This window comes from Gottfriedia endophytica, assembly GCF_017814275.1.
GTDB classification, from domain to species: Bacteria; Bacillota; Bacilli; order Bacillales; family Bacillaceae_G; genus Gottfriedia; species Gottfriedia endophytica.
Window position 1 is genome coordinate 263,596 of the sequence record NZ_JAGIYQ010000005.1, and the last position, 22,858, is coordinate 286,453.

Here is a 22,858-nt window from a genome sequence, read left to right on the forward strand (position 1 = left end):
GACTGTTTTCGTAAAGAAAAGAGCCCATAATTATGATAACAATCTTTCTATTGTATCTTCAACAAAATCGATTTATCACCAAGAAAAGTGCAGCTGGCTTGGTTTACTCCGACAGACATTGGAGCAAATAAGCAAGGAAGTGTGCAGTTTCACTTCATTTCTTATTTGTGAAATGGCCGAGGAGTTAGCCTGCGGAACTAGACAATCGAAAAGTGCAGTGGGCTTGGCTTACTCCGACAGACATTGGAGCAAATAACAAAGGAAGTGTGCAGTTTCACTTCATTTGTTATTTGTGAAATGGCCGAGGAGTTAGCCTACGGAACTAGACAATCGAAAAGTGCAGCTGGCTTGGTTTACTCCGACAGACATTGGAGCAAATAAGCAAGGAAGTGTGCAGTTTCACTTCATTTGTTATTTGTGAAATGGCCGAGGAGTTAACCATTTGTAAAAGTCACACAAAAATATCATTATATTAATATTAATTTAATAATATTTTGATAAAATTTATTTTAGAATAAATTAATTAAATTTTTATATTGGAATTGATGGTGAATACATGGAAATTATTGATAATACACAGTTACCTATTGAACTAAAAGACAATACACTTATAGGTAACCCTAAATTAACAAATTCAAAGATAATCTTTAAGGGCAAAGGAAATATATTGTATTGTGATAAAGACGTTCATTTAGTAAATAGCACTCTGTCATTTAATGGAGATAATTCGATTGTTTTTCTATCTCAAAATAGACATAATTATGTACTAAATGTAGCAATTAATAACGATTCCGTACTATATTTTGGTAAAAATAATTACATAAACGGTAGGTTAAATTTAATTATTTCAGAACAAAAGAATATTATTGTTGGAAATGAATGTTTATTTTCTTTTGACTGTTGGTTGAGGACCGCGGATGTTCATTTAATCTACGACTCTAATACAAAAGGTAGAATTAACCCAAGCAAAAGTATTTACCTTGGAGACCACATTTGGATTGGTCAACACACGTTTATCTTAAAGGGAACCCAAATCGGATCAGGAAGTATTTTGGGCGGACTATCTGTAGCTTCAGGTAAAAAAATTGAATCAAATTCATCTTACGCAGGAAATCCAGTAAGAAAAATTAGAGATTCTATATTTTTTTCTAATGAAAGTGTTCATACATACAGAGAAACAGAAACAAAAGAACATTTATTTTATGAAGACGATCGATATGTTTATTCTTATATTGAAAAGGAAATGCTTCCGTTTTCAGTAATTGAGAAATCAATTGAGAACTTAAATTCATCCAAGGAAAGACTAGATTATTTAATAAAAAATCTTCAAAATAACAATAATAAAAATCGTTTTTTTATTGGGAATTCTTCAGAAAAACATGGTTTTTTAAAAAAGGTTAAGCATTATTTAAAACTTTAGTGGAAATTGGTTTTATTTAAAGGCAGTTTTCGAATACATTGTTGCTATTTTAGAATGCGTTAGTTGATTACAACTCCAGGATGCTCCCTTTCCGCGTGGCGTGAGCTAGCCTCCTCGGCAAGCCTGCGGGGTCTCAGCCTTCCCGCTATTCCCACAGGAGTCTAGCACCTTCCATTGTAATCAACTTCTGACTTTAAAATTTATAATCTCAAAAACAAAAATCTTTTAGAAAAGAGCCTATTTAAAAGAAGTCAGCAAAATGTTGGCTTCTTTTAAACATTAGGTCGAAAATGCGAAACAACAAACCACGAGCAAAGGGGGGAGATTTTGCTCATTATTACAGATAGGAAGTATGTACTTTCACTTCATTTGTTATTTATGAAAACCTCACTCTAGCTATACAAAAAATACACCTCCAATTGCTAGATTGTGTCTAACAATTGAGGTGTATCTCACTATTACAAAACTGGTTTCGTATAGATATTACTCGCCTAAGTCAACATTGTGGTAAACTCGTTGAACATCGTCTAAGTCTTCTAATGCATCAATCATTTTTTCGAATTTTACTTGTGCATCTTCTGGTATTGTTACTTCATTTTGTGCAAGCATTGTTAGTTCTGCAACTGTAAATTCAGTAACACCAGCATTTTTAAATGCTTCTTGAACTGCATGAAATTGATCAGGTTCTGCATAAACGATAACTGAATCGTCTTCTTCTAAGATGTCACGTACATCTACATCTGCTTCCATTAGAATTTCAAGAGCGTCATCTGCTGTTTTACCTTCAAGACCAATAACAGCTGTTGCATCAAACATATACGCAACAGATCCGCTTACTCCCATGTTACCAGCATTCTTACTAAATGCAGCACGCACATCTGCAGCAGTACGGTTTACATTATTTGTTAGTGTATCTACGATTACCATTGATCCATTTGGTCCGAAGCCTTCATAACGAAGTTCAGTATAGCTTTCTTCTGAACCACCTTTTGCTTTTTCAATCGCACGGTCAATAATATGTTTCGGTACATTGTATGTTTTTGCACGCTCAAGTACAAATCTTAAAGCCTGGTTTGATTCTGGATTTGGTTCACCCTGTTTTGCTGCTACATAAATTTCAACACCAAATTTTGCATAGATACGACTTGTATTTGCATCTTTTGAAGCTTTTTTCTCTTTAATATTGTTCCACTTACGACCCATACTGTTCCACTCTCTTTCAATTTTCTATCTACATTAAATTATTAAAATGAAAAAACTACTTTGCAACACCTTTTTAAAATCGATCTAAATAGTATGTTAAGATTGCTGACCAAACAATACTAATTAACATGTTGCATTTATTTACTAGAATATTATACATCAACTGTATAATTTTTTTCGAGTTTATTACTAAAAGATTGTTGTTTTTAAAAGATATTGTTATAGATAACTGTTGATATAGGAGTTAATTGGAGTGGAAATCAACTAATCATATTGTTAAATGAAACAAAGTTGACGAAAACATCCAATATTTTAAAGTACTAAAGGAACTCTATCCATGCTTTGCAATTTCAAACCAATTCTTGTCGATTTGTTTTACTTTCTCCTTCTCTTTCTTTTCAACTTTAACTTTTATCTTTGTTTCTCCCATTAACTCTTCCATTTGTTTATAAATCATATTCATCATAAAAATTGAAATGGCAAACATGAAGAGTGGAGCTAGTACAATCCATGGAGCTATAAACAATTCAATACGATTTGCCCCCATTAATCCAGCCCATTCATTTGAAAAGGAATAAACAGAATTTGTGCCCATTAGTGGATCATTGGTTATTCTTCCACCACCAATAAAAATATTGAAAATTCCTAACTGAGTTAACAGAATCATCACTTGGCTACATTGTTGAAAGAATAGGAGAAAAACTTTTCCTTTTATATTTGGCCAAACATGTTTCCGAAAAATGAAAAACTTACTCCCACCTAATATACTCGCACTAACAATAAATTCCTTCTTCATAATCACATCAATTTCATTTGCAACGTATAAAGATAGCGCCGGGATTGCTACACCAATTAAAATAATGAGTTGCTTTTCTATAATGGCTAAAAATTGGTGTACACCTCCCCATTCATAACTTGCCATTGGCAAAAACGAGATTATTAGGACAGTCGGGATATAATAGAAGATTTGTGCGAAATTGGCAAACGTCTTCCGTATTAATACGAAAGAATTGGAAAGAGCCACCCCTAGTATGGTCGAAAATAATATTTGGAAGACACTAACAATTAATACAACTCCAATTGTATATTTAGCACCTTCAATGACCTTCCAAAATAAATTTACACCACCTCGATCTGTTCCAAACGGTGGAAATTGCGTAGGTGAATATGGGACGGAATGAAGTACCCCTAAAGAATCTCTATAAAATCTTTTGATAGGAGGTATATGGTCTTTTAAATAGAAGGAATAGAAAAAGCTTAATAAAATTAATGAAATAAAATATAAAATTCCTAAAATAAGACGTTTTTTAGTTAGTATAAATTTAATCAATGACCTCACCTCCAGACCATTTACTAGCAATGAATAGAAACACTGTATTAATTATGTAAAATGGTGTAACTAATAAAAAGAACCAAATTAGGCAAATATCAAATGTGAAAAAATAATAATTTCTAATTGCGTTCATATAGCCTTGAATATTAAATAAAATTTCAATAATGATTAAGTTCGATAACATGAATAGAAAAATCGACCTTGAATAGTTTAGTAAATTGATAATGATATTAGGAAACATATGGCGAAACAAAATGTATGTTTTACTAAAACCTTTAGAAATCGCAAATTCCACATATGGTTGTATCCGTTGATTTTCAGTTTCAAGAACCATCATACGAAATAAATAAATTGTTGGAACAATTGATAAACAAATGATAGGAAGCAAATACGTTCGTTCCTCTCCAAAAACAACAATGTCCGCAACTAAATATCCTGTTGCCATAAAAATGGATGCAATTCCTATTTGAAGAAGCATGACTAGCATGACCTCTGGAACTGATTCAAATACATCTAATAGACTTCGAATAAATTTCCTAATTCTGCTAGATGAAATCTCAAATAAATAATTTAAGAATGTTGCACATATAATTGCGATTATAAAAGATACAAACAAGAGAGTCATAGAATAAGAATACTTATCAAGTAAGAGTGGCAATACAAATATTTTTCTCTTAGTATTAAAATCAACATAATTGATTGAAAACGGATGTAAAAGATTCGTTAAATTTAATGGAGGAATACCCTTAAATCCAGAGAAATAAAATGGTACTAACAAAAGTAAAAATATCGAAACATAAATACAAAGTAACGAAACAAACTTCTTCAAAACAAATTTCACTTTTTTCACCAACTTGTATACTTTTTTAATTTTGTATATATTTCGACATTAACCTTTAGATTTCCTTTTAACTCTGTTTTCTATATCTAATATAAGAAGGACCTTTTTTGATTTTAGGCTGTTTTCGTATACATTATTGCTATTTTAGAATGCGTTAGTTGATTACAACTCCAGGTTGATCCCTTTCCGCGGGGCGTGAGCTGAGCCTCCTCGGCAAGCCTGCGGGGTCTTAGCCTTCCCGCTATTCCCACAGGAGTCTCGCACCTTCCGCTGTAATCAACTTCTGTCTTTAAAATTAAAAATCTCTAAACAACAATTTTTTAGAAAAGAGACATCCATGCTAATAAAATTCGCACCATTGCCTATGAAAATAAGGAATTCATTCTATAAGGATTGTCTTTTAAGATGTTATTTTCAGGATAGCCTAAATTTATTAAGTACGAACTAACCCCCATTCATTGTGAATGGGGGTTACCAAGTCTATTAGCAATTAGATATTTTGAAAACTCAATTTTATAAGAAGATGTCAATCGTTGTTCCATGTCCAACTAAACTATTAACTTTTATCTCTCCACCATGTGCAAGGATAATATCATGAGCAATCGCCATTCCGAGTCCAGAACCTTTATGTGACTCTCCAGTATTTGTTCCTCTGTAGTAGCGGTCAAAAATTCTTTCAAGTTCTTCCTTCTTAATTCCTTTTCCATTATCTTGTATCTTAATATGTGTTCTCTCATTAATTTTCTCTACAAATACAATGATTTTTACATTTTTATCATTATGAACAATTGCGTTGTATATCAAATTATTTATCGTTCTTCGCAATAAAGTTTCATCTACATCCATCTTAATATTCTCGATTTCATACTGGAATTCAATATCTCGATTTGAATATTTCGTATCATTTAACATATCAATTATGATATTTCTTAACAGTGCCACAATATTAATTGTTTTTTTATTTAATGATAAGTCTTTATTTTTTAATCTTGTTGATAGATTTAAATCTTCAATAACATCTTTAATATATAATGATTTTCTTTCAATAATTTCAGCATATTCCCTTAATTCTTCTTGTGAGAATTGATATTCTGGATCTTTCATTAGTTCGGCGTAGCCTTGAATAGAGGCTAACGGTGTTTTTATATCATGAGAAATGTTTCCAATCCACTCCTCTTTCAACTTATCTAATTTTTTTCGTTCAATTTCATTTGCTTTCAGCTGGTAGGATAAATTGTTAACATTATAAAAAACATCTTTGTATACTCCATTAGGCTTTAAGACTACATTGTATTCTTTATTTGCCAAACCTTTAATACGATTAATTAATTTATTGATTGGCAGAGTAAGTCTTCTGCTAAATAAATAGCCAATCAGTAATGCAATAGCTCCATCTACAATTAATAAAATTAAACTTCCAATTTTAAATGCATGAACGATTTGCCTGGAATCGTAGGAGAATACAACTTTATTAATATTAGGATTCGTATATCCAATAAAATAACTATAATGTTTTTTATTTATTATTTTTTCACTAGCAAAAACAGTGGAAAATACGTTTGCTTCTTTATATTTATATAAATTGATACTTTCGACTGGAGTATACTTTTTCTTTACTCCTTTTGGTGTCAGGTAACCATACATCTCTTTACCATTTTCATCCACTATTTGAATCCAGGCTTTCTTTTCAGCAAGCTCTTTTTTTCCTTTTTCAGTAATTGTCACTTTATTATTTGAAACAATTATTTGATCTTGGAATCGTCTTGTGAATATTTCTGCAGATATTTCCTTATTCTGAAAGATTGGTATATCTAATGTAGTTCGACCAATTGCTAAACCTATTAACAAAATAATATTACTAATAATAACTAAAATAACAACTAAAACGATTGATAGAAGATACCTTCCTGTTATCCTCCATTTCATACGTTACTCATCCTTTACTACAAGTTTATAACCTAAACCTTTTACTGTAATTAAGTGGATTGGATTTGATGGCTGGTCTTCTATCTTCTCTCTAAGCCTTCTGATGTGAACCATAATTGTATTATCAAAGCCAATAAAATCTTCACCCCACACCATATCACAGAGCTTTTCTTTACTCAAAATTTGATTCGGGTTTTTCAGTAAATAAGTTATTATTCCGAGCTCTTTTGGTTTTAAATCAATGATATTACCCTTCTTTTTTAATTCCATTCTTTGTTCATTAAATTCAAATGGACCAGCCTTTATTACTGGATCGATCTTTTCATCCATTTGAAGATAATCCGCTCTTCTTAATTGCGCTTTTACACGGTAAGCTACTTCTTTAGGGCTAAATGGTTTCGTAATATAATCATCGCCACCAATAGCAAATCCTAGAATTTTATCTATTTCTTCAGCTTTTGCGGACAAAAATAAAATAGGCACTTTGGAAGTGTTTCTTATTTGTTTACACACGTCATATCCTTCACCATCTGGTAACATAATATCTAATAAGACAATATCAGGTTGTTTTTGTTGAAATTGAATGATTCCATCACTTGCAGTTGTGGCCGTATAAACATGATCTATTCCTTCTTTTGATAAAACCGTTTTAAGAAGTCTTAGTATATCTTCTTCATCATCTACGATTAATACTTTTTTGTTTTTAAATGACATGAATTAACTACCTCCAATAATTCGAACAATTCATTCCTTCATTATAGTAAAAGAACACCTTAAATTAAACTGATCTTGTTTTCTATACAAAAAGGCTTTTTTATGATTAAAGAATGAGGCTCGTAGATTTCCACTCCAGGATACTCGCTTTTTTCCGTGGGGCGGGCGGTGAGCCTCCTCGTCGCTATCGCTCCTGCGGGGTCTCACCTGTCCCGCTGCTCCCACAGGAGTCTCGCACCTTCCGTTCCAATCAATATCATTTTTATAAGATTGCATTAACAAAATCTTTTCAAAAAGCAACAATCTTTTATCTTACAAAAAAGAACCCTTTAAAAGGATTCTTTTTCTAAGTTAAGATTACTTATTTAATTTTCCAGTTACTTTTTCAGGTAATTCATCTTTTTTGACTTCATTATAAGATGTTACTTTTGTTTCATCTTTAACGTATAGGCATAGATATGCTTCTTCGCGAAGTTGTTTGCTAGCTGTAAAAGTTAGCTTTTGTTCTTTTTCATCTTTATTAAATGCTGACAAAGTGTATTCATAATATACATATTTCTCACCGTTATCTGCTTTATCTATATGCTGGTGACCTTTACCTTTAATCTGAACATAATATTGATCTGCACCGATTCTGTTAATATTAATATTTTTCATAAAACTTAAAAATCCAGCTCCTAGTACTAGTAAAAATATAATTGCTATGATTAATTTCTTCATTATTCTTCCCCTCTTATACTATATTATTTTCTATTTGTCACAATTTTGTAGTAAGCATTAACTGTTAAGAAATAATACACAATATAAATACATGCATACACTCCTATGCAAATGACTACTGGAGTGACTAAACTTGTTTGCAGTAAGTTTGATAAGGCACTTAAAGCAACTGCACAATGAGCAATGCCTACAAGTAATGGTAAAGCAAAAACAAATAAAACTTGTTTTGCGATTGTTTTTCGCATTTCTTTTTTATTAACACCAATTTTGTGTAAGATTTCATAGCGCCCTTTATCTGAATGCGCTTCGGTTAGTTGTTTGAAATAAATGATGCTACCAGTTGCTACTAGGAAGACTAAACCAAGGAATCCACCCATGAAAATCAATAAGCCTGATGATTCTATACCAGCAGAGTAATCAGCATAAAAACTTGAGAACGCTGCTTTTTCAGGCATAATTGATTTAATTTCTTTTGTTAACTGTTTTGCGTCATCCTCATTCGAAATGTTGTACACTTCCATATTGACTGGTCTTAGTTCTTTTTCTACCTTTTTAAATAACTCATCACTAACAACAATTGGTGAGTAGGCAGTATAAAGATTAAGCACACTATATTTTTTCATCTCATTAATCTTGAGCTTTTCATCATGATTTTTCACTTTTAAAACAGTTGAATCAGAATATTTTGGTGAAATACCTTCCATATAAAATGGATCTAATACAACTGCTTCATTCGTTTTTAAAGAAAGTGATTCATTTCTATCTTGTATTTTTGCTAACTTATTAAAGTCACTGTTTGATAAAAGGGTATATTCCTTTTGATAATTATCAGTAGCAGCTTCATCTACTATTAGAGTTTGTAATGAAAAATGATTTGAAATATCATGGTTTTTATCTTTTAAAATGATTTCTTTTACTTTTTTCGTTACATTCTCGTTTGGAGAAATAAACGTCATACTATTTGGATCTACTTTCTTTACTGTGCTTTTGTTGTTGTAATATAAACTGTACGCAGTCCCAACAGCTGTTAATGTTGTCGCACTAAGAACAGCAATGATCGTTAATGTACGAGCATTTCCTTTAATACGATATAAAAGCTGGGATGTTCCGATTAAGTTAATCCCTTTCCAATAGCTCTTTTTATGATTTCTTGAAATTTTCAAGAGATAAACAGTCAATGTACTAAATAAGAGATACGTACCTAGAATTACTGATCCTAAGATAACTAATGGGGCAATCATAAAACCTAAGGTATGCCAAACTTGTGAAGTCAGTAAGTTTTGAGTTGCAATCCAATATCCAAGCCCAATCAACAGAACTGAAAATAAAGCAATGATAAAAGATGCTTTTGGCTCTTTTTCACCTTCTTTATCAGCTCTGAATAAATCAATTAATTTAAAGCGGTAAATTAGTCTATACCCTTGAAATGATGTAATAAGTGTAATCACTCCAAAAACAATAACCGTGTTAATGATGGCTGAATTAGAAACCGAAAAATGAACTAGTGCTTCATACCCCATAACCTTCATTAAAATTGAAACAAAAACCTTTGATAAGACAGATCCTAGTGCTATTCCAATAATCAGTGCTACAATCCCCATAATAAAGTTCTCATAGAAAAGCATACGACCAATTTGTCTTTTACGTACTCCTAATAAGGAATATAGTCCAACTTCTTTTTTTCTTTTTCTTGTAAAAAATGAATTAGAATACCAAATGAATATTGCTACGAAAATCATTAATACGAATGCTGCGCCACTAAAAGCAGAACTAATTTTAGGTGAGCCTTCAGAGGTAGCTTGAATCGTATGATCATATTTTAATGAAACGAAAGTAAAGTAAATGACAATACTAAAAATCATCGAAGCAAAATATAAGAAATAGTTATTTAGGTTTTGTACGATATTTTTTTTAGCAATACTAAATAACGTCACTATTTTCACCTCCAAGAGATGCTAAGACACTTAATATTTTTTGGAAGAATTCCTTACGAGATTGTTTTCCTTTTAAAATCTCTGTAAAAAGCCTGCCATCTTTTATAAAAATAACTCGTTTACAGAAACTCGCTGCATACGCATCATGAGTAACCATCATAATGGTTGAGTTATTTTGTTCATTAAGTTCGCTTAAACTAGTCAATAAACTTATAGCAGATTTTGAATCCAATGCACCTGTAGGCTCGTCCGCTAAAATTAAGCTTGGATTTGCTACAATCGCACGTGATGCAGCAGTACGTTGTTTTTGACCTCCTGAAATGTGATATGGATATTTATCTAAAATTTCACGAATACCAAATGTATCAGCAATTTCATTCACTCTTCTTTCAATTTCTTTTACTGGAACCTTTGATAAAGCTAATGGAAGTAAGATATTTTCCTTTACCGTTAAACTATCCAAAAGATTATAGTCTTGAAAAATAAAACCAAGCTGATTTCGACGAAAATCAGATAATTGTTTCTCCTTCATTTCAACGATGTTTTTCCCCGCTATCGTAATTTCTCCTGATGTTGGGGTATCAATTGTAGAGAAAATATTTAAGAGTGTAGATTTACCTGCACCCGACGGTCCCATGATTCCGATAAATTCCCCTTCTTGAATTTCCAGATTAATATCCTCAAGTGCTGTATATACGTTCCCTTTAGAGCCGAATACTTTTTGCACATTCTTTGCTTGTAAAATTGTTTTCATCTATTTATCTCCTATCCTTTCAATCAAAATTTCACCAAATCTTTAACGAGCAATTTCTTATTACAAAAACAGTATAAGCCTCTAACCTTACACCATTTTTTTTCTAACCTTACATAAACCTTAAACTTGAGAAAAAGAATTCAGTATAAGTTTTCATTAAAAGGTCTGTCCTAAGAATGTTTAATTATTTGAACTCTACATTTAAAAAAATGGTTATTTCTTACAGACAAGGAAATAATAATCGTACCATTGATGTTTTCTTAGGTTTTCAAATAAAATTGAGGCACTGTATTTAGGTGATGAAATATGTTAAAAAAGCTTCTTTCACTAATACCAGACTATATCGTTTTTATACAAGCAGGAATAACCTTTATCGTTCCTTTTGCATTATCAAAGTTTTTTAAATGGCTTCATTATATTGAGAAAGAGTGATTAAAGTGAAATGGTGGAGATTCAGGGGCAAAAAGAAGAATAAAAAAGAAAATCAGAATAATTCTAAACAACAGTCTCAAGAATCTTTCGATAAAATGACTAACAATTTCAACAAAAATATAGAACAAATTCGTAACGAAATTGGTCATAATTCAGATGTGAAGTTTCGCGGATTTAAAATGGGGCAAACAAATATCCAACTAGCTATCATCTATGTAGAAGGATTTGCAGATATCGACCTTATTCAAAATCATATTATGACAGATTTATTGTTGGCTACACCATTAGAAACAGGAAGTGGTTCTTCTTTAAAAGATTTTATTAAAAACAAAACCCTATCAGTTAGTAGCTTCAAGGAAGTCCATACTTTCCAAGACTTAATTTCTGGTATTATGTTTGGTTCGGTTGCTTTATTAGTCGAAGGGCTATCAGAAAGTTTCTTATTAGGGATTGGAAAAGCAAAGACTAGGGATGTTAGCGAACCTCCTACTGAATCATTAGTTCGTGGTCCTAGACTTGGGTTTATCGAGAATTTGAGTGATAATACTGCTCTTTTACGCCGACATGGTAAAGATCAAAATTTAACAATTGTTAGTTATCAAGTAGGAGAACGTTCAAAAAAAGATTTAATCATTGCATATATGAAGGATATTGTCGACCAAAAATTAGTCGATGAGGTCACACAAAGAATTAGGCGAATTAAAATTGATGATATACATGACTCAGGGTATATTGAACAATTAATCGAAGATAACTACCTCAGTCCATTTCCACAAATTCAAAGTACAGAGCGTCCAGACCGTGTTATGGCTGCTCTAATGGATGGGAGGGTAGCAATTCTTGTTGACGGCTCCCCCTTTGCATTGATTGCACCTGTTACTTTTAACATGTTATTACAGTCACCTGAAGATTATTATGAACGCTGGTTAGCTGCAACATTAATACGATTATTGCGTTATTTCGCATCCTTTATCGCTTTGTTTGTTCCTTCCTTATATATTGCGTTTATTTCTTTTCATCCTGGTTTAATTCCAACGAAGCTCGTTTTTTCGATTGCTGCAACGAGGGAAGGTGTTCCATTTCCACCTCTTATTGAGGCATTGATTATGGAAGTTTCAATTGAAGTATTAAGGGAAGCAGGATTACGTTTACCCAAACCAATTGGCCAGTCTCTTGGGATCGTAGGTGGTTTAATTATTGGCGAAGCAGCAGTACAAGCTGGAATTGTTAGTCCAATCATGGTTATCGTTGTTGCGGTTACAGCTATTTCATCCTTCACCCTTCCTCAATATAGTGCTGGAGTTCCTTTAAGGATGCTCCGTTTTGCTTCTATGTTATTTGCAAGTGTCTTTGGATTATATGGAGTCGTTTTATTTTTCCTTTTAACGACGACTCATTTAGTAAAGCTTAAAAGTTTTGGAATACCATACGTTAGTCCAGCTGTTCCATATCGATTGAGCGATTGGAAGGATTTCCTGGTTCGTTTACCCATGTTATTTATGAAACGCCGTCCGCAAATGTTAAAGCCAAAAGATTCATTTAGAAAAAAGTGAAGGTACGAAAGGAGTTGGCTGATTATTAATACCAGTCCTATAGATCGTATAACAACTTCTCAAGCAACTATATTTTTAATAAATTTTATACTTGGTGCAGGAATTTTAACATTACCAAGATCGATAACTGAAAAAGTCAAAACACCTGATGGGTGGATTTCTGTTATTATAGGTGGAATTATCATTATGATAATGGCAATCGTTATATTAAAACTATGTCAGCGATATCCAGACGATACATTCTTCCAATTTAATAAAAAAATCCTTGGAAAATGGATCGGTTTTATATTAAGTATCATTATTGTTATTTATTACATTACACTTTCTGCATATGAAGTTCGAACAATGTCAGAAACAATCCGACTATTTGCGTTACAAGGAACTCCGACATGGGCAATTATGATGCCATTTTTATGGATAGGTCTTTACTTAGTTCTTGGTGGCATCAATCCTATGGCAAGACTGCTTGAAATAATCTTTCCGATAACGGTTTTATTCTTTCTTTTAGTTATGTTTCTTGGGATTGAATTATTTGAAATCGACAATTTACGACCAATATTAGGAAATGGCATAAAACCTGTCTTAAAGGGGTTAACGACTTCTTCACTTTCTTATGCTGGTTTTGAAATTCTTCTATTTATTTTTATGTTTATGAAAGAAAAACAAAAAGTACTAAAGGTTCCTGTTCTTGGCGTTGTTGTCCCATTTATTTTCTATACGATAACAATCGTTATCATAGTAGGTTCATTTTCAATTAAAGGGGTCGTTTCAGAAACATGGCCAGTCTTTTCATTTATTCGAAGCTATGAAATAAAAGGCTTATTGTTTGAACGATTCGATTCTCTTCTTTTAGTCATATGGATAATGCAGTTATTTTCTACTTTTGCCATTTCTTACTTTATTGCTGTTTTAGGACTAAATCAGCTTTTTGCTAAAAGTACGCATCCATTTATTTATACGGTTTTACCAATCATTTATATCGTTGCAATGATTCCTAAAAATCTTAATGATGTATTTACCATGTCAAATATCATTGGTAATTTCGCTCTTTATACTTTTTTCATTATGCCACTGATACTTTTAATTGTTTCAATTGTGAAGGAAAGAATACATGAAAAAATTTAACAAAACTCACAAACTTTATCTACTTTCAATGTTAGTGTTTTTACTAATATTTCTAACAGGTTGCTGGAGTTCTACCCCAATTGAAGATCTTAACATAGTCGTAGGCTCTGCTCTGGATAAGGCAAAGGATGGAAAAATTAGCTCTACTCTTCAATACGTCATTCCAAAAGCTATGAGTGGAAATACACCTAGTGGATCGTCACAACAAAAACCTTATATTAATGTCTCAGCCACGGGAAATTCGATTGAACCAATTGGATGGGAAATAACTTTAACTAGAGAAGGACCTATTTCTGGAGCACATGAAAAAGCTGTGGTAATTTCACAAGAGCTTGCTAGAGAAATACCGCTTCAACAAGTTACAGATTTGTATTATCGAGATATTGATATTAGAGGCAGTACTCTCATATTTATTGCTAAAGGTAGAGCCGATAAAATTTTAGAGACAAAAGAGCAAAATGTTATACCAGCAATTCGCTTAACAGAAATTGCTGAACAAGGTTTAACAACAAGAGAATTGAGACAACAATCTCTAATGAAAAGCTGGAGTAAATTTAATTCGAAAGCAAGCTTGCTTATACAAGTTGTTGAGTCCAAAAAAGGCGGAATTGAGTTTAATGGAGCAGCAGTCATAGACGGAAAAACAAACAAAATGATTGGGATATTAAATAAGAGTGAGATTGAAGGAATTAACTGGATAACTGGTGAAGGTAAAAGTGGAGCATTAAAGGCCTACACAAAAGAGTCAGAAAAACCAACCTATTTTCAGATAGGAAAGATAAAAAGTAAAATTAAACCTCATGTGAAAGGTGACAAAATTTCTTTTGATGTTCATATTGAATCTCAAGGAAGACTCGCTGAGTACTGGAATCCCCATTTCAAGCCAGCTTTTAAGAATTCTACACTGAAAAAAATACAAAAAGCAGCTGAAATCGAAGTAATGCGGAAAGTTAAGAAAACAACTAACGTAATGCAAAAAAAATACAAAGTAGATGTCGGGGGATTTGGTACTCAATTAAGTATTAAATACCCGAAAGTATGGAAAAAAGTACAGAGTGATTGGGATAACAAGTTTAGTCAGGTTCCTATTAAATATCACGTGAAAATTTTAATTACAGACTATGGAATGATTGGTTCGAAGAAAGTTAAGTAAATAAAGAACTTTCATAAGTGGGGGGTCTTTCTGCCCGTTAATCGGGATAAATGTTTCTTCAAGCAAAAAATAAAGGGCTGAACTGAATGTTCATCCCTTCATTTTTTGCTTTATTTTGTATTTGATTTCTTCGCTAAATCTTGTAATTTGCTATGTGGTTCTGTTGAGATTTCAACATCTTTTCCATATCCCTGTGGATTAACGCTTGGAGCTTTTTGTCCTCTTCCAGTTGATTTTTTGCTCATATCCTTCACCTCCAAGGATAGTATTACCTAACATAATTGATTTATGTAGTACATACTTGGAGTAAAAATCATAAAAAAGTCCCCTTCACAAGTTGGAAGGGGACTTCAATTTCTATTAACTTATTGCTTGCTCTGAAAGCTTACCATCTTCAATATATACGACACGGTCACATAAATCTAACATACGTTTATCATGAGTTACCATAATCGCAGCTTTATTACTTTTCTTCACTTCATCAGCAATCATTTGAACAACTAAACGGCCACGTTCAGAATCAAGACTTGCTGTTGGTTCATCGGCAAAAATAACTTCTGGATCGTTCATCCACGCTCTAGCAATTGCTACACGTTGACGTTCTCCGCCTGATAATTTTTCTGGATAATTATTTTTACGATGAGCTAACCCTAGACGTTCTAGTAGTTCATCAGCTCTCTTTTCTGCTGCTTTGTTACGATGTCCAGCTAGCTCAGCAATTAACATTAGCTGATCTTTAACTGTTAAATATGGGATTAAATTAGAAGCTTGGAATACAAAACCAATTTTTTCTAATCTAATTTTATTTAATTTATTTGCTGGGAGGCTATTTATTTCCTGATCATCTATTAAAATACGTCCACTAGATGGAGATAACAATGCTCCTGCAATTGAAAGAAATGTACTTTTTCCTGATCCAGAAGGACCTACAACAGCTACAAATTCTCCTGCTTTAACTTCTAATGAAATCCCATCAAGTACTTTTACTGAAGAATCTCCATCACCATATACTTTACTTACATTATCTAAAACAAGTTTATTATTCATTAGAATGCCCTCCCAATCGCTTCAATAGCATCTATTTTTGCAACACGGTATAAGGATAATAAGGAGCCTAACACAGCTACTAATAAGAATAATCCTGAGCATCCCAATACAAGTTGTGTATTCAATATGAAAGGCATACTACTTGGTAATATTTTTGATATTCCATAAGTTAGTGCAACACTGATAACCAAACTTCCCAAAGTAAGTGTAATGACTTGAGAGATAATATTTTTTGCTAGATAGCTTGTTTTTGAACCAATCGCTTTTAATACACCAAACTGATTGATTTTTTGGATTGTAATAACGTAGAAGAATACAGCTAATACAAATGCTCCAATTACAAATAGAAATGCAATCATCATAATTAAAGAGCCTTGTTCTTCTTGATAACCTGGAATTCCTTTTAAAGCATCTGTTTTACTGATAGCTTGAACACCTGAAACATTTTTCTCAATCTTTTGAGCATTATCAGCATTTGCTTTAATAGCAATTGCATTGTAAGTTTTGTTATTTTGGTTTGATTGAATAATAGAAGACCATTCTTTATAGTTCATATGAATTACTGGAGCGTGACTGAAAGATTGGTTTTCTGTAAAGCCTACAATTTTGAACTCTTTTCCCGAAATTTGATCTTTAATAAGATCTCCAATTTTTAAACCATTATTTTTTAACGCATTATCAACAACTACTTCATTCGTCGTATTGTTGTTAATCATTTTACCTTCAACAACTTTTGGAGCAATGAAACTATCCGCATTAATACCAAAAATTGTTGTATCAATTTTATTAGAAGTTCCTACTTTTAATATTGAAGTCATTTGAACGCTTAATGGAGTTGAATCTTTTTTATCAACATATTGTCCGATTTTATTCATTTGATCTTCAGTTATTACTGAGTGACTTATTCTTTTATCTGCGTCCTTTTGTAGAACTAAATAATCCGTATTCATGTATTGGATTGATGATGCATTAGCTGAAGATAGTCCTTTCGCTAACCCTGAAACAAAAAGAACAAGCAAAGAAATTAATATCATAATCGATGCGATTAATGTATAGCGTAATTTAGCATGTTTAAATTCACGTAGTGATAGAAACATTTTCCGTTCATCTCCTTATTTTTAATCCATGTTTATATTCATAAGAAAAGAATGATCTAAATTAAATCATTCTCTTACTTTCTAAACACAGTATAAAATTGAAAAGTGAACGGAAGATGAACAACTAATTACATTTGAGGAAGATCAATAATAAATTCTGTTCCTTCTCCAAATTTGCTTTCTACACGAATTTTTCCATTATGGAGTTCAACAATTTGCTTTGTAATGGATAAACCTAATCCAGTACTTGATTCTTTACGAATTCTTGCTTTATCTGCAATATAAAAACGATTAAATATTTGTGGAAGATCCTCTTCTGATATTCCTATTCCTGTGTCTTTGATTGTAATATGACACATGTTTTCACTTGAAGAAACATTAATAGAGATTGAACCTCCATCATGATTAAACTTAATACTATTTGTGATAAGGTTCGTCCACACTTGATGAAGTAAATGTTTGTCACCATATATAAAGGTTGAAGGTAATTCTAAATCAATGGCAAGGTTTTTTTCTCGCCAACTAAATTCAGTTGATAAAAATACTTGTTTTAATTGATCTGCAACATCAAATTTAGTTTTATGTAAAATATCTTCTTCCTTATCTAAAGATGCAAGTGTTAATAATTGTTTACTTAGCAATGACATCCGGCGACTCTCATCTTCAATAATTGAAAGATAATGTTGCCTTTGATCCTCTGTTAAATTTTTGGATTTAAGCGTTTGGGAAAAACCTTGAATAGATGCAATTGGCGATTGAATTTCGTGTGAAACGTTTGAGACAAACTCTTGTCGCATCTGTTCAATTTGTTCTAATTTCTTTGCCATTTCAGAAAAATGATTTGCAAGTTTTCCAATTTCATCTTGTCTGTTTATATTTAATTGAACATTATATTTCCCTTCAGCAATTACTTTTGTGGCATCAGTTAACTTAACGACAGGATTTACAATATACCTTGTACTAACTAAAACAAACAGTATACTTAGTATAATGATTAAAACAATCAATATCGAAAGGAATATATGAAATTCACCAAATTGAAGCTCAATATTTGGACGGAAAAAAAGTGCATAATGATTATCACCAACGTTAATTGGAACACCGATTGTATTAATTAGAACATTATCAAAAAAACCTGTTACAAATATTGATGTTTTGAATTTAGAAACACCATGATAAACTTTTCCATCTAGTACAGATTGAATAACGTTATTAGACAGTTTACGTTCTCTAAACTTTCCTCCGTAAAATGATTGATTTCCATTTTTATCAACTAAAAAAATCTGATAACCTAAGTCCCCTACATCCTTTAAATAGTTATTTAAATTAACCTCTGGATTTTCTTCATAAAAAGACTTAATATTTGTCGCCATTTTCGTCAATTTTTGATCATTATAAGATTTGAGTTTGTAATGATAAAATATATTCGATCCAATAAAAGCAAGAAAGCTACTTAAAGTCATTACAAAGATAGTAGTTAATACGATTCGTAAATATAATGTCTTCACTTCTTAGTGACCTCCAACTTATATCCAACACCACGTACAGTTTTAATACTAAAATCATCTGTTAAACTAGTGAAACGTTCACGTAATCGTTTAATATGAACGTTGACTGTACGATCATCACCATCGAAGTCTGCTCCCCAAATAAGGTTAATTAGTTCTTCACGTGTGAAAATTCTATCAGGGTAACTAGCTAATTGAGAAAGTAACTCAAATTCTTTCATAGGTAACATAAGTAACTTTCCGTTGCAGTACACCTCATAGCTTTTACGGTCAATTACCGTATCGTTTAGATGAATTTTCTTCGCACTTACCATTTGATAACGACGAAGTAATGCTTGAATACGGAACAGCACTTCTTTTGGCTCAAATGGCTTCGTTATATAATCATCCGTTCCAACAGAATATCCTTTTTCTTTATCGATCAGTTGATCTTTCGCAGTTAATAATATTACTGGGAAATCATAATAGCTTCTGATTTCTTCACAAAGCTGATAGCCATCTTTATTAGGCATCATGACATCAACAATTGCTAATTGGATTTGTTGTTCTGTAAGAAGGTCAGAAGCTTCTTCTCCATCAGATGCTTCAAATGTTGCGAATCCTTCTGATTGAAGATAGTGTTTTAATAATTCACGGATGTGAGCATCATCATCTACAATTAAAATATTGATCATATTAAACTTTCAACTCCTTGAAAATAAATACTTGTTTTCAAAAAATATATCATATTTTATATTTGAATACTGCTCATTTAGCTAAAACTTAATTCAGTAAATACTGATATTGTTTAGAATAAGAAAATAGTCATACTATTGCTTTCGAAATAATATACTCATTTTCATAATAATTGCCTGGCCATCGACTGATTTTCTTAACAAGAAAAAAGACTTCAGGATTTTCCTGAAGTCAAAAGTTTATTTTATATAAACGTAAACATTGTTGCTATTTTAGAATGCGTTAGTTGATACAACTCCAGGATGCTCGCTTTCCGTGGGGCGTGCGGTGAGCCTCCTCGTCGCTATCGCTCCTGCGGGGTCTCACCTGTCCCGCTGTTCCCACAGGAGTCTCGCACCTTCCGCTCAAACTAACCTCATTTTTAGCAGTTTCTCAACAATCTAAAAAAAGATTCTTTATATAAAATCATATACTATCTAATCATTTAAGCCGATTGATCCTGTTGCTTGTTTGCTTTTTTATTTGTTAGATAGCGAGCACCGTAATATGAGCCTACTACGTAAACGACAGCAATGACTTGAGCCGATAATGTTTGTACTGTTGGGAATATACAGAACCAGACACCCATCCAATCAGGAATATGTACATTAATTGTCGTTGTTCCGATCCATCCAGCTAATTGCATCTCTTGTACTGTCTCTCCGACCATAACTGCTAATACTACTACTAAAAGTGCACCTGTAAATACTAACATCTTTTTAAAAGGAAGACGTTTATGAGCAATAAATGTAAGAACTCCAACTATCATCGTCAATGCTACTCCAATGATTGCTCCTTGTAAAATCACATCAGATCCTAATTTCAAACGTAAATTTTGAAGAAATAGAACTACTTCAAATCCTTCGCGATAAACTGATGTAAGACCAAGTAAAAATAGAGACCAAAACGTGCTTTTTGCTACACTCTCACTTGAATTGGTAGTTATTTTTTGTTTTTTTCGATTATGAAGGTTAATCCAGCCTGTCCAATATAATTTATGGAAGAACCAGTTCATAATAATACATAAAACAATGACAGCAAGAATACCAGTTGCAGCTTGAATATGTAGCTCTGATGCATTAACCGAAGAAATAATCGCTACTACAATAAACCATGTCGCAATAGTTGCTAAGAAAGATACTCCCGCTCCAGCAGTGATTGGTTTCCAAAAGTTATCTTGTTTCTTTTTTACTAAACCAGAAATAATTGCAGATAAAACTAAAACTGCCTCTAACCCTTCACGAAAAACTAGGATAGCTGTATTTAACACAGCAGCACCTGGAGTTAAATCTTTAGCAGTAGGATCAGGATTTCCTTGAAAATTAACTCCTTGCCAAACTATAACACCTATTAATAAAAGCAATGAGATTGATATAAGAATTGTTTTGAGATTAAAGAATTTCTTTAACAATGTACTTCCCCCTAAAACAAACGATTTTATGATAATGATAATCTTTATCAATTATTAACTTAACCAAGTTTAATTTAATATTTCTTAAGTGTCAAGATGCGTTTTAATATTAATAAAAAAACTGTTTTCGTATACATTGTTGCTATTTTAGAATGTGTTAGTTGATTACAACTCCAGGATGCTCCCTTTCCGTGGGGCGTGAGCTGAGCCTCCTCGTCGCTATCGCTCCTGCGGGGTCTCAGTCTTCCCGCTATTCCCACAGGAGTCTCGCACCTTCCGCCCGAATCAACTTCTGTTTTAAAATAAAAAATCTCAAATGCAACAAAAAAAGATCTCCAATATGAAGACCTTTCAAAATACTTATTCATTTAATAATTGTAATTTTAAAGTTTTCACGTCAAAAGAAAGGCATTAATATTCACGAAACAATTAGCTTAAGCCTTAGCATAACGTTCAGATAGTTTCTTCTTATGAGAATTAAACACTTCTTCTAAAGGAATATCATACTTATTGGCAATCACAATTAAATTCCCTAAAACATCGCCTAATTCTTCTGTTAACTCTTGTTTGTTTTCTTCGTATGTAGTACTTATTTCATCTGGTCTATCCCTGCCAATTTCTAGAGCTCTTATAGCACGTGCAACTTCACCTGTTTCTTCTGCTAAAAACCCTATACGAATAAAAATGTCTAGATCAGACCAGCCTCTACTATCATAATAGTCTTTTACAAATTGTTGAAATTCTGTTACGTTCATTTATTTCCCCTCCACGTTAATAGTTTATCAAAATAAAAGGCTGTTTTCGTATACATTTTTGCTATTTTAGAATGCGTTAGTTGATTACAACTCCAGGATGCTCCCTTTCCGTGGGGCGCGAGCTGAGCCTCCTCGCTATTCCCACAGGAGTCTCGCACCTTCCGCCCGAATCAACTTTTGTCTTTGCAGTTACAAAACTCAAAATAACAATCTTTTAGAAAAGAGCCAAATAAAAAGAGGTCTAAATCATCTTTTACAATGATTTCTTTAGAAAATGAACTTATCCAGAAGTAACGTTTCATACTAAAAATTCACTCCGCTACAAAGGCAAATACGGACAAAGGCTTAATTTCACTATTATTTATAAAATCTTCTAACATTGTAACTTCAGATTGAATCAGTCTTTTTAATTTTTGGGGCATATTACTAATTTCGCTAAGCTCAACATCTAAATCAGTTAATACTTTATTAACTTCCCATTTACCATCTTGTAGGTCTGGAGAAAAAATTGTCTTTTCACTCATAATGTTCCAACCCGCACTTTCAGCTATTAATTTTATATCACTTGGAGTAAATAGCGTTCGTACATTTGAATCACTCTTTTGCTTAAATGATTCATATTGAGCCTGTATTAAGATAGATAATAAATGAGGGTACTGCTCAATCGAATTCAATCTCGTATCCCATTCAGCAAAGCATAATTTTTTTCCCCATTTTCTAACCTTCTTCAATACTTCATTAAATTCTTCAATAGATTTTAAGTACCAGGAACAATGAGATAATATGATATAGTCAAAGAAATTCTCAGGAAATTCTACATTTGGAGATAATAAATTCATTTCAAATTCTATTTTTATTTGCTTTCCTACCTTTGATTTCTTCAAAAACTTAGCAGAATCACCTAATGATATTGGACTTCCATAATCTGGAGAACCTATATCTATCCCATGAACTAATCCTTTTTCACCTACAAAATATGCCAAAACGGCTGTTGTATCTCCTTGTCCACAGCCTATTTCAAGCACCCTTTTTCCTTCTTTTATATTCCAGAATTCAGCTAGTTTAAAACGGTGTTCTGTTTGTACTCTTTGAATATCGGACATTTCTATATTTGAAGCCATGCATTCTATAATAAAATCTATTGTTTCGTTATTCATTAAATCCCTCCAAAAATAATAAAGTGAAACTTCCATCAGTGGAGTTTTTTTTCATTCCCCT

Annotated in this window: 21 protein-coding genes; 5 read left to right on the forward strand and 16 right to left on the reverse strand. The window is 32.3% G+C overall.

Annotated features, from left to right (window positions below; genetic code table 11):
• Window positions 1–556 precede the first annotated feature (556 nt).
• Window positions 557–1,420, forward strand: a complete 864-nt coding sequence (locus J5Y03_RS09745) for an acyltransferase (RefSeq protein WP_209405056.1) — start codon at window positions 557–559, stop codon at window positions 1,418–1,420.
• A gap of 483 nt (window positions 1,421–1,903) precedes the next feature.
• Here the strand turns inward: J5Y03_RS09745 and J5Y03_RS09750 are convergent, their stop codons facing one another.
• The 8 genes from J5Y03_RS09750 to J5Y03_RS09785 all read right to left on the reverse strand — a co-directional run bounded on the left by J5Y03_RS09750 (window position 1,904) and on the right by J5Y03_RS09785 (window position 10,845).
• On the reverse strand, window positions 1,904–2,623 hold the full coding sequence (locus tag J5Y03_RS09750; RefSeq protein ID WP_209405058.1) for a YebC/PmpR family DNA-binding transcriptional regulator: 720 nt from the start codon (window positions 2,621–2,623) through the stop codon (window positions 1,904–1,906).
• A gap of 331 nt (window positions 2,624–2,954) precedes the next feature.
• Complete coding sequence (locus J5Y03_RS09755; RefSeq protein WP_209405060.1) at window positions 2,955–3,953, reverse strand: hypothetical protein; 999 nt, start codon at window positions 3,951–3,953, stop codon at window positions 2,955–2,957.
• Window positions 3,946–4,797, reverse strand: a complete 852-nt coding sequence (locus J5Y03_RS09760) for an ABC transporter permease subunit (protein ID WP_209405062.1) — start codon at window positions 4,795–4,797, stop codon at window positions 3,946–3,948. Before J5Y03_RS09760 ends, J5Y03_RS09755 begins: the two co-directional genes overlap by 8 nt.
• Window positions 4,798–5,310: 513 nt before the next feature.
• On the reverse strand, window positions 5,311–6,723 hold the full coding sequence (locus tag J5Y03_RS09765; protein WP_209405064.1) for a sensor histidine kinase: 1,413 nt from the start codon (window positions 6,721–6,723) through the stop codon (window positions 5,311–5,313).
• 3 nt (window positions 6,724–6,726) lie between these two features.
• Entirely contained in the window at window positions 6,727–7,437 is a 711-nt protein-coding gene (locus J5Y03_RS09770) for a response regulator transcription factor (RefSeq protein ID WP_209405066.1), read from the reverse strand.
• Between the two features lie 357 nt (window positions 7,438–7,794).
• On the reverse strand, window positions 7,795–8,157 hold the full coding sequence (locus J5Y03_RS09775; RefSeq protein WP_209405068.1) for a YxeA family protein: 363 nt from the start codon (window positions 8,155–8,157) through the stop codon (window positions 7,795–7,797).
• A 23-nt stretch (window positions 8,158–8,180) separates the two neighbouring features.
• On the reverse strand, window positions 8,181–10,091 hold the full coding sequence (locus J5Y03_RS09780) for an ABC transporter permease (protein ID WP_209405070.1): 1,911 nt from the start codon (window positions 10,089–10,091) through the stop codon (window positions 8,181–8,183).
• Window positions 10,078–10,845, reverse strand: coding sequence for an ABC transporter ATP-binding protein (locus tag J5Y03_RS09785; RefSeq protein ID WP_209405072.1), 768 nt, complete (start codon window positions 10,843–10,845; stop codon window positions 10,078–10,080). The genes J5Y03_RS09780 and J5Y03_RS09785 overlap by 14 nt, the downstream gene beginning before the upstream one ends.
• Before the next feature lie 306 nt (window positions 10,846–11,151).
• Here J5Y03_RS09785 and J5Y03_RS20005 point away from each other — a divergent pair, with 306 nt between their 5' ends.
• From J5Y03_RS20005 to J5Y03_RS09800, 4 genes are read left to right on the forward strand one after another with little or no spacing between them, the layout of a single operon-like run.
• Window positions 11,152–11,277: a hypothetical protein gene (locus J5Y03_RS20005; RefSeq protein WP_280849919.1), complete on the forward strand. Its 126-nt coding sequence runs from the start codon at window positions 11,152–11,154 to the stop codon at window positions 11,275–11,277.
• 5 nt (window positions 11,278–11,282) lie between these two features.
• Entirely contained in the window at window positions 11,283–12,830 is a 1,548-nt protein-coding gene (locus tag J5Y03_RS09790) for a spore germination protein (protein ID WP_209405074.1), read from the forward strand.
• A 24-nt stretch (window positions 12,831–12,854) separates the two neighbouring features.
• Window positions 12,855–13,955, forward strand: coding sequence for a GerAB/ArcD/ProY family transporter (locus tag J5Y03_RS09795; RefSeq protein ID WP_209405299.1), 1,101 nt, complete (start codon window positions 12,855–12,857; stop codon window positions 13,953–13,955).
• On the forward strand, window positions 13,942–15,108 hold the full coding sequence (locus J5Y03_RS09800) for a Ger(x)C family spore germination protein (RefSeq protein ID WP_209405076.1): 1,167 nt from the start codon (window positions 13,942–13,944) through the stop codon (window positions 15,106–15,108). Before J5Y03_RS09795 ends, J5Y03_RS09800 begins: the two co-directional genes overlap by 14 nt.
• Before the next feature lie 110 nt (window positions 15,109–15,218).
• Here the strand turns inward: J5Y03_RS09800 and J5Y03_RS09805 are convergent, their stop codons facing one another.
• The 8 genes from J5Y03_RS09805 to J5Y03_RS09840 form a co-directional block, all read right to left on the reverse strand.
• Complete coding sequence (locus J5Y03_RS09805; protein WP_209405078.1) at window positions 15,219–15,353, reverse strand: small, acid-soluble spore protein L; 135 nt, start codon at window positions 15,351–15,353, stop codon at window positions 15,219–15,221.
• Window positions 15,354–15,468: 115 nt separating this feature from the next.
• Entirely contained in the window at window positions 15,469–16,155 is a 687-nt protein-coding gene (locus tag J5Y03_RS09810; protein WP_209405080.1) for an ABC transporter ATP-binding protein, read from the reverse strand.
• Window positions 16,155–17,252, reverse strand: a complete 1,098-nt coding sequence (locus tag J5Y03_RS09815) for an ABC transporter permease (protein WP_209405082.1) — start codon at window positions 17,250–17,252, stop codon at window positions 16,155–16,157. Before J5Y03_RS09815 ends, J5Y03_RS09810 begins: the two co-directional genes overlap by 1 nt.
• A 128-nt stretch (window positions 17,253–17,380) precedes the next feature.
• The gene (locus J5Y03_RS09820) at window positions 17,381–18,760 is read right to left on the reverse strand and encodes a sensor histidine kinase (RefSeq protein ID WP_209405084.1); all 1,380 of its coding nucleotides are present in this window, start codon (window positions 18,758–18,760) and stop codon (window positions 17,381–17,383) included.
• Window positions 18,757–19,434, reverse strand: a complete 678-nt coding sequence (locus J5Y03_RS09825; RefSeq protein WP_209405086.1) for a response regulator transcription factor — start codon at window positions 19,432–19,434, stop codon at window positions 18,757–18,759. The genes J5Y03_RS09820 and J5Y03_RS09825 overlap by 4 nt, the downstream gene beginning before the upstream one ends.
• Before the next feature lie 485 nt (window positions 19,435–19,919).
• On the reverse strand, window positions 19,920–20,885 hold the full coding sequence (locus J5Y03_RS09830) for an FTR1 family iron permease (protein ID WP_209405088.1): 966 nt from the start codon (window positions 20,883–20,885) through the stop codon (window positions 19,920–19,922).
• Window positions 20,886–21,319: 434 nt separating this feature from the next.
• Window positions 21,320–21,640 (reverse strand): MazG nucleotide pyrophosphohydrolase domain-containing protein, encoded by a 321-nt coding sequence (locus tag J5Y03_RS09835; RefSeq protein WP_209405090.1) that lies wholly within the window; start codon window positions 21,638–21,640, stop codon window positions 21,320–21,322.
• Window positions 21,641–21,951: 311 nt separating this feature from the next.
• Window positions 21,952–22,797 carry a class I SAM-dependent methyltransferase gene (locus tag J5Y03_RS09840; RefSeq protein ID WP_209405092.1) on the reverse strand — a complete coding sequence of 282 codons (846 nt, stop codon included), beginning with the start codon at window positions 22,795–22,797 and terminating at the stop codon, window positions 21,952–21,954.
• Window positions 22,798–22,858: the final 61 nt, after the last annotated feature.

Excerpts from the sequence above, each read along its gene's own strand:
- J5Y03_RS09745 (WP_209405056.1), top strand. The coding sequence starts at position 557 with ATGGAAATTATTGATAATACACAGTTACCTATTGAACTAAAAGACAAT.
- J5Y03_RS09750 (WP_209405058.1), bottom strand. The coding sequence starts at position 2,623 with ATGGGTCGTAAGTGGAACAATATTAAAGAGAAAAAAGCTTCAAAAGAT.
- J5Y03_RS09765 (WP_209405064.1), bottom strand. The coding sequence starts at position 6,723 with ATGAAATGGAGGATAACAGGAAGGTATCTTCTATCAATCGTTTTAGTT.
- J5Y03_RS09770 (WP_209405066.1), bottom strand. The coding sequence starts at position 7,437 with ATGTCATTTAAAAACAAAAAAGTATTAATCGTAGATGATGAAGAAGAT.
- J5Y03_RS09775 (WP_209405068.1), bottom strand. The coding sequence starts at position 8,157 with ATGAAGAAATTAATCATAGCAATTATATTTTTACTAGTACTAGGAGCT.
- J5Y03_RS09785 (WP_209405072.1), bottom strand. The coding sequence starts at position 10,845 with ATGAAAACAATTTTACAAGCAAAGAATGTGCAAAAAGTATTCGGCTCT.
- J5Y03_RS20005 (WP_280849919.1), top strand. The coding sequence starts at position 11,152 with ATGTTAAAAAAGCTTCTTTCACTAATACCAGACTATATCGTTTTTATA.
- J5Y03_RS09800 (WP_209405076.1), top strand. The coding sequence starts at position 13,942 with ATGAAAAAATTTAACAAAACTCACAAACTTTATCTACTTTCAATGTTA.
- J5Y03_RS09805 (WP_209405078.1), bottom strand. The coding sequence starts at position 15,353 with ATGAGCAAAAAATCAACTGGAAGAGGACAAAAAGCTCCAAGCGTTAAT.
- J5Y03_RS09810 (WP_209405080.1), bottom strand. The coding sequence starts at position 16,155 with ATGAATAATAAACTTGTTTTAGATAATGTAAGTAAAGTATATGGTGAT.
- J5Y03_RS09815 (WP_209405082.1), bottom strand. The coding sequence starts at position 17,252 with ATGTTTCTATCACTACGTGAATTTAAACATGCTAAATTACGCTATACA.
- J5Y03_RS09825 (WP_209405086.1), bottom strand. The coding sequence starts at position 19,434 with ATGATCAATATTTTAATTGTAGATGATGATGCTCACATCCGTGAATTA.
- J5Y03_RS09835 (WP_209405090.1), bottom strand. The coding sequence starts at position 21,640 with ATGAACGTAACAGAATTTCAACAATTTGTAAAAGACTATTATGATAGT.
- J5Y03_RS09840 (WP_209405092.1), bottom strand. The coding sequence starts at position 22,797 with ATGAATAACGAAACAATAGATTTTATTATAGAATGCATGGCTTCAAAT.